At 66.7% G+C, this 6,577-nt stretch carries 7 protein-coding genes and 2 pseudogenes; 4 read left to right on the plus strand and 5 right to left on the minus strand.

The annotated features are described in order from the left end of the window. Nucleotides 1-412: 412 nt before the first annotated feature. The gene (locus tag ADBZ5U_RS13515; protein ID WP_526811004.1) at nucleotides 413-628 is read right to left on the minus strand and encodes an Rv1893 family protein; all 216 of its coding nucleotides are present in this window, start codon (nucleotides 626-628) and stop codon (nucleotides 413-415) included. A 274-nt stretch (nucleotides 629-902) separates the two neighbouring features. Here ADBZ5U_RS13515 and ADBZ5U_RS13520 point away from each other — a divergent pair, with 274 nt between their 5' ends. Next, nucleotides 903-1,106, plus strand: a complete 204-nt coding sequence (locus ADBZ5U_RS13520) for a hypothetical protein (RefSeq protein ID WP_526811006.1) — start codon at nucleotides 903-905, stop codon at nucleotides 1,104-1,106. An 18-nt stretch (nucleotides 1,107-1,124) separates the two neighbouring features. Next, a complete protein-coding gene (relB, locus tag ADBZ5U_RS13525) occupies nucleotides 1,125-1,325 on the plus strand; it encodes a type II toxin-antitoxin system RelB family anti-toxin (RefSeq protein ID WP_526811008.1) in 201 nt (66 codons plus the stop codon). A gap of 98 nt (nucleotides 1,326-1,423) precedes the next feature. Here relB and ADBZ5U_RS13530 read toward each other — a convergent pair. Next, nucleotides 1,424-1,660 (minus strand): annotated as a pseudogene (locus tag ADBZ5U_RS13530) (hypothetical protein); the annotation flags it as partial. Nucleotides 1,661-1,719: 59 nt separating this feature from the next. Here ADBZ5U_RS13530 and ADBZ5U_RS13535 point away from each other — a divergent pair. Further along, a complete protein-coding gene (locus ADBZ5U_RS13535; protein WP_526811010.1) occupies nucleotides 1,720-3,255 on the plus strand; it encodes a PepSY domain-containing protein in 1,536 nt (511 codons plus the stop codon). Between the two features lie 3 nt (nucleotides 3,256-3,258). Here the strand turns inward: ADBZ5U_RS13535 and ADBZ5U_RS13540 are convergent. From ADBZ5U_RS13540 to ADBZ5U_RS13550, 3 genes and pseudogenes are all read right to left on the minus strand, one after another. After that, nucleotides 3,259-3,457: pseudogene (locus tag ADBZ5U_RS13540) on the minus strand (MBL fold metallo-hydrolase); the annotation flags it as partial. A 26-nt stretch (nucleotides 3,458-3,483) separates the two neighbouring features. Continuing rightward, nucleotides 3,484-3,837, minus strand: a complete 354-nt coding sequence (locus ADBZ5U_RS13545; protein WP_526811012.1) for an alpha/beta fold hydrolase — start codon at nucleotides 3,835-3,837, stop codon at nucleotides 3,484-3,486. 331 nt (nucleotides 3,838-4,168) lie between these two features. Continuing rightward, complete coding sequence (locus ADBZ5U_RS13550; RefSeq protein ID WP_526811014.1) at nucleotides 4,169-4,846, minus strand: MBL fold metallo-hydrolase; 678 nt, start codon at nucleotides 4,844-4,846, stop codon at nucleotides 4,169-4,171. 44 nt (nucleotides 4,847-4,890) lie between these two features. Between ADBZ5U_RS13550 and uvrA the strand changes: the two genes are divergently transcribed. Next, nucleotides 4,891-6,577 (plus strand): excinuclease ABC subunit UvrA (uvrA, locus tag ADBZ5U_RS13555; RefSeq protein WP_526811016.1); only part of this gene is annotated, 1,687 nt, incomplete at its 3' end.

A 6,577-nucleotide genomic window follows, 5' to 3' on the forward strand; every position in this document is an offset into this window, starting at 1 on the left:
GCAGTCGTTGGCCGGAGCGCAGTCGTTGGCCGGAGCGCATCGACCGCCGCGGGGGCGATCGGCGGCCGCGACGGTTCGACATCAACATCCCCGGACTCCGGCGTCGACGGCACCGGTCGCGGCCGGGTGACCGGGTCGGGGGCCGACCGCGGGTTCGCTGAGTTGCTCCGGCGGTTCTCAGATGCGCGATGCCGCGCCCCCGACGTGCGCCGGTGCGGCCCGGGATCGGCGGAGTCGGAACTCGCTTCCGAATCTCGGCCGGGGTCGGCCGCGGCAACGCCCGATGTCACTGCGCCCGAGCCGAACCCCACCCCCAGCGCAATTGCCAACGCGCCGACACGACCGACCTGTACTGCGGTGTTCACCTCTGGACCCCTTTGCTCGGGGTCCAGCCTAGCGGGTCGGCGCGGAGTTACGCCCCGTCGTCCTTGCCGGTGATGGCTTCCTTGGCCTTGCCCACCGCGTGGGTGGCGATCTCCCCGGCGTCCTGGACGATCGCCGTCGCGCCGCCGACGATGTCGCCCTTGACGATCTGGCCGGCGTCTTCGACTATGTCGCCGGCCTTGCCCACCGCGTGTGCCGCGATGTCTTTGGCCGCGTTGATCGCGTTCTTGGGATCGAAGCCCATCTGGACCTCCTGTGTTGACGGGATTTGACTAGGACAGTAGTCCTGCGTCGGGACGCTCGGTAGGGGATTGGCGGCTAGCCCGTCGGCCGGCGAGGCCACGGGAACCACTGCCGCCCCGGGAACCACCGCCCCTGATACACGGTGCCGAGAATGGGGATCTCGGCCCTCGGCGAGGAGCGCCGCACCTGGCCCAGTGGCGCGAACGGGGTTGGTGAACCAGACACCCGGAGACTCGGGCGCAGCGATTCGAAACAGATATCTTCAATTGACATGAATGCCGGTTTCCGCCGTGATCGCGTTGTTCGCCGGCGACAAGGCCCGCATGGGCGACATCTTCTACGACAGCGTCGGAACCCGAGCCGATGCGGCCATCGAGAGTTGGATAAGGAAGGCGCAACAACGAAGTACCCTGAACGCGCTGCAAGGGTCGCTGAAGTCCGCGACCAAATGCGCGAGACCGACCGCGCCTACGAAATGAAACTCGCACTAATCCGCAGTGTCGCCGAACTCACCCAAAAACGAACTCGCCGAACGGCTCGGCGTCGGCCAAGCCGCGGCCTCCAAAGTGGAACGTCAAGAGGATCTCTTGCTCTCCACGCTGGCGAGTTACGTGTCTGCCGCCGGGTCCCACGCACGCCTTGTCATCACCGTCAACGGACAGAACATCGAGTTCGACCCGGACTCCTTCGCCAAGTAGCAAGACTCCTTCGCCAAGTAACAAGACGAGGCATCAAGAGCGGGTGGTCGGCTCGTCGTCGCTGGCGCGCATCGGTGTCCACGCGGCCCTTCGAGCGGTCACCATCGAAGCGGCCTACTCCTGGCGCATGGACACGAACTGGGCAGCATCACGGCCGGCAAGGAGGCCACGTTCACCGTGTTGGGTGACGACGGAACGCCGTGGCCCCCGAACAACTCGGTGTCGTCGCCGTAGACGTCGAAGACCCGGCCGGTCACATCCCCGAGCAACTGCTCGAAAGCGCCCGGCTCCCAGTTCTTTCCAACTCCGCCCGGGAACCGCGCGGGGCCGGTGAACGGTATGAAAACCCACTGCCCGGCTGTTTCGAATCACGGCTGTGCGAGACTGTCTCCGTTTGAGTCAGGGAGGTCAACAGGTGGTCATCGTCGAGCGGGAGCAGCGTCGTGGGGGAGCAGCGGTGCTGCGACGGATATGGCGGCTGCACTTCTGGGTCGGGCTTTTCGCGGCCCCCGCGTTGGTCATCCTGGCCTGCACCGGTCTGGTAATCCTGTACTCGCAGCCGCTAGACCTGTGGCTGAACCGGGACATGAGGGTGGTCTCCGCTACCAACGCTCCGGTCTCGTTGGATGTCCAGATCGCCGCTGCACGTGAGCATGTCGGCCCCGGCATGGTGCTGGACTCCGTCACGCCGCCGCAGGCGGCAGACCGCTCGACCCAGGTGGATTTCCTCCCGGCGGATGATTCCAGTGTCGGCGAACGCAACGTCATCCAAGCCTTCATCGACCCCTACACCGGCAAGTACCTGGGCCACCGCCATGAACTGGACGGTCTGGTCGGCTGGGCGAACCAGTTGCACCGGTTCTTCGGCAATGACGGGCCGACCGTCTCGCTGCCGTCGCTGGGCCACTACATCGCACCGTCGTCGTATCCCGAACCGTCCATAAAGGTCGGAATCGGCAACCTCATCATCGAGATGACGGCGGTCTGGATTCTGGTGCTTGCCCTCAGTGGCATCTACCTGTGGTGGCCACGCGCCATCGAAGGCGGCAAGCCGCGCCTGGCCGTCCGGTGGGCCAAGGGCGGCCGCATCCGGTGGCGCGACCTGCACGCCACCACCGGCATTCTGCTGTCGGTGGTGTTGATCTTTTACATCGTCACCGGCCTGACTTGGTCGCGGTACTGGGGCGAGAACTGGCGAGCCGTCGCCACCACCGTCACACCCGCCGCCGAAGTCGATGCTCCATCCACCCCCGCAAAGGTCGGCGACTTCGACCGGTTCGGTCACCACATCGCCTGGGCGGACAAAGACGACCCGGTCTACGGCGCCACCGCCAACACGCCGACACCCCGGCGGTTGGGCTTCGCCGAAATCGACCAAATCGCCAAGTCGGAGAACATGATCCCCGGCTACTCCATCGTGCCCCCGTCGGACGCCTTCGCCGGACACCACGGAGGCGACACCGTCTACGGCAGCTACACCGTAATCAACCACTGGCCCCAGAAGCTTTCCGAACAGCGGACGCTCTACCTCAACCAGTTCACCGGCCAGACCATCGTCAACGCCACCGCCGAGCAGGACGGTACGCTGTCGCGGTTCAGCAGTTGGGGCGTCAACACCCACATGGGCACCCAGTACGGCATCCTCACGCGCATCCTGGCCACCGCTGCCTGCCTGGCACTTCTGGCGAGCATCGTCTCCGCGACGCTGATGTGGTGGAAGCGTCGGCCGACCGGCAGTGCCGGTCTGCCGGGTGCGACCAGCGACACCATGCGGTCTGACACACCACGCGGTGCCGTCGTTGCCGTCGGCGTAATCGCCGCCGCACTGGCCGCCGTCTACCCGTCCTTCGGCGTGAGCCTGATCGTCGTTCTCATCGCTGAGTTGATCCTGGCCGCTCGTCGTAGTCGGCAGAAGCAACCGTCCGACTGAGGTCTACCAGTCGCGCTCGCGCCATTCGCCAGCCGGGGCCGTGCCTCACTCAAGGTGGTGTCGTCACCGTGGCCGGGGTAGACCACGGTGTCGTCGCCGCAGACCCCGAGACCCGGCCTTCCAGGTCGTCCATGAGCGACGTGAACTCTGTCGGATTTGTTGTCCGCCCGACTCCGCCGGGGAACCGGCGCGAGCCGGGGAATCAGCCGTTCTGAGACCAATGTGTATTCAGGGCGTTGACCAGTTCCGGCGCACGCTCATCCGGGAAGAAGAGCCGACCTCCCGGAATTCGGTGACGGATGTCGCTCCCGGCATGAGGTCAACCAACCAATCGGCCCGCTTGCGTTTGAAGAAAATGTCTCCGGTACCCCAGATGATCGCGGTGGGTGTCTCGCAGGCGCGAAGGAGGGGCGTGATCGGAGCCAGTTGCTCTGGCTTCATCGACGACAGCAGTGCGGTCATGAAGCGCAGACCGTCGGGGTTGCCCAGGATCGGAGTCAGGTAATCGACGAAGACGTCATCGGGAACGACGGAGATGTCCTGGTATCCCGTGCGGTAAATCTGTTTGGCGATCGTCGGCATGCTGACGAGTGGTTTGGCTGCGAGTCACCGCAGGCCTGAATGCCGCTGGCGGCATGTTTCCTTCGGTGTCGCAGTTGGTGAGAGCGAATGTCGCAAACCGGGCCGGATCGCGGGTCAGCACGACCTGCGAAACGGCCCCGCCGGTGTCATTGCCCGTGGGTCTTCACTAATGGTCGGCTCTGGCGTAACTGCGTACGCCCTTCTCCCGGAACGCCGCTGCATCAGCATCGACCTTCCCGGCCACCGTGTACGAAGAGGGTTACCGGGCCCTGTCCGACGTCCGTGTAGCTGACGCCGCCGGTGCTGCGGCGGTGAGCCGCGAACTCGTCGGTCACCAGCCGCGCTCGCGCCACTCGGCCAGGTGCGGCCGCTCCTCGCCCAGGGTGGTGTCGTCGCCGTGGCCGGGGTAGACCACCGTGTCGTCGCCGTAGACGTCGAAGACCCGGCCGGTCACATCCCCGAGCAACTGCTCGAAAGCGCCTGGCTCCCAGGTCTTTCCAACTCCGCCCGGGAACAGGCAGTCTCCGGTGAACAGCTGCACGGCGGTGCGCCCGCCGGCCGGGCGCAGCGCCAGTGCGACCGAGCCCGGGGTGTGGCCACGCAGGTGGATCACGTCGAACACGAGCTCCCCGAGTTGCAGGACGTCGCCGCCGGCCAGGAAGCGCTCCGGGGGGATCGGCAGCGGTTCGGCGTCCAGTTCGTGGGCGGCTGTCGGCGCCCCGGTGGCCTCGGCCACCGCGGTCAGCGCCTGCCAGTGGTCGAAGTGCTGGTGGGTGGTCACGATCATGGCCAGCTTGGGAGCCTGCTCGCCCACCAGCTCCACCAGCAGGTCCGGGTCGTTGGCGGCGTCGATCAGCAGCGATTCGCCGGTTTCGGCGCAGGTCACCAGGTAGGCGTTGTTGTCCATCGGCCCGACCGACATCTTGATGATGCTCACCCCCGGCAGGATGCGCCGGGCGGCGGTCCGGGTCTCGACATGGCCGGTGTAGGTGTCGTCAACCACAGTCATGAGGCCACGTTACTGCTGTCGGGGCCGGCACATAGCATGGGCGGGTGGACCGGCTGATCGTCAAGGGCGCGCGCGAGCACAACCTGCGCAGCGTCGACCTGGATCTGCCCCGCGACAGCCTGATCGTGTTCACCGGACTGTCCGGGTCCGGGAAGTCCTCGCTGGCCTTCGACACCATCTTCGCCGAGGGTCAGCGCCGCTACGTCGAGTCGCTGAGCGCCTACGCCCGCCAGTTCCTCGGCCAGATGGACAAGCCCGACGTCGACTTCATCGAGGGCCTCTCCCCGGCGGTGTCCATCGACCAGAAGTCCACCAACCGCAACCCGCGCTCGACCGTCGGCACCATCACCGAGGTCTACGACTACCTGCGTCTGCTCTACGCCCGGGCCGGCACCCCGCACTGCCCGGTGTGCGGGGAGCGCATCGCCCGGCAGACCCCGCAACAGATCGTCGACCAGGTGCTGGCGATGGCGGAGGGCACCAAGTTCCAGGTGCTCGCCCCGGTGGTGCGCACCCGCAAGGGCGAGTTCGTCGACCTGTTCGACAAGCTCAACACCCAGGGCTACAGCCGGGTCCGGGTCGACGGCGTGGTGCACCCGCTCACCGAGCCCCCCACGTTGAAGAAGCAGGAGAAGCACGACATCGAGGTGGTCGTCGACCGGCTCACGGTCAAGGCCACGGCCAAGCAGCGGCTGACCGACTCGGTGGAGACCGCACTCGGCCTGGCCGACGGCATCGTGGTGCTGGATTTCGTCGACCGCGACGAACACGACCCCCATCGCGAGCAGCGGTTCTCCGAGAAACTGGCCTGCCCCAACGCCCACCCGCTGGCGGTGGACGACCTCGAGCCGCGGTCGTTCTCGTTCAACTCGCCCTACGGCGCCTGCCCGGAGTGCAGTGGCCTTGGCATCCGCAAGGAGGTCGACCCGGAGCTGGTGGTGCCCGACCCGGACCTGACCCTGGCCGAAGGGGCCGTGGCCCCCTGGTCCATGGGGCAGAACTCCGACTATTTCACCCGGATGATGGCCGGCCTGGGCGAGGCTCTGGGCTTCGACGTCGACACCCCGTGGCGCAAGCTTCCGGCCAAGGCGCGCAAGGCGATCCTGGAGGGCTGCGACGAGCAGGTCCATGTGCGCTACCGCAACCGCTACGGGCGCACCCGGTCCTACCACGCCGACTTCGAGGGTGTGATGGCCTTCCTGCAGCGGCGCATGGAGCAGACCGACTCGGAGTTGATGAAGGAACGCTACGAGGGCTTTATGCGCGACGTGCCCTGCCCGGAGTGCGACGGCACCCGCCTGCGGCCGGAGATCCTGGCGGTGACGCTGACGGCGGGGCAGCGCGGCAGTAAGTCCATCGCGCAGGTGTGCGAGCTGTCCATCGCCGAGTGCTCGGAGTTCCTCAACGAACTGACCCTGGGGCTGCGTGAGGCGGCCATCGCCGGGCAGGTGCTCAAAGAGGTACAGTCCCGGCTGGGTTTTCTGCTCGACGTCGGCCTGGACTACCTGAGCCTGAGCCGCGCGGCCGGCACGCTGTCCGGCGGTGAGGCGCAACGCATCCGGCTGGCCACCCAGATCGGCTCGGGTCTGGTCGGCGTGCTCTACGTCCTCGACGAGCCTTCCATCGGCCTGCACCAGCGCGACAACCGCCGCCTCATCGAAACTCTCACCCGGCTAAGGGATCTCGGCAACACGCTGATCGTCGTCGAGCACGACGAGGACACCATCGCCC

This window comes from Mycobacterium sp. (assembly GCF_040398885.1).
Lineage (GTDB): Bacteria > Actinomycetota > Actinomycetes > Mycobacteriales > Mycobacteriaceae > Mycobacterium.

What these genes read in the sequence shown, in the direction of transcription:
- ADBZ5U_RS13515 (WP_526811004.1), bottom strand. Translation starts at nt 628, where the DNA reads ATGGGCTTCGATCCCAAGAACGCGATCAACGCGGCCAAAGACATCGCG.
- ADBZ5U_RS13520 (WP_526811006.1), top strand. Translation starts at nt 903, where the DNA reads ATGCCGGTTTCCGCCGTGATCGCGTTGTTCGCCGGCGACAAGGCCCGC.
- ADBZ5U_RS13545 (WP_526811012.1), bottom strand. Translation starts at nt 3,837, where the DNA reads ATGCCGACGATCGCCAAACAGATTTACCGCACGGGATACCAGGACATC.
- ADBZ5U_RS13550 (WP_526811014.1), bottom strand. Translation starts at nt 4,846, where the DNA reads ATGACTGTGGTTGACGACACCTACACCGGCCATGTCGAGACCCGGACC.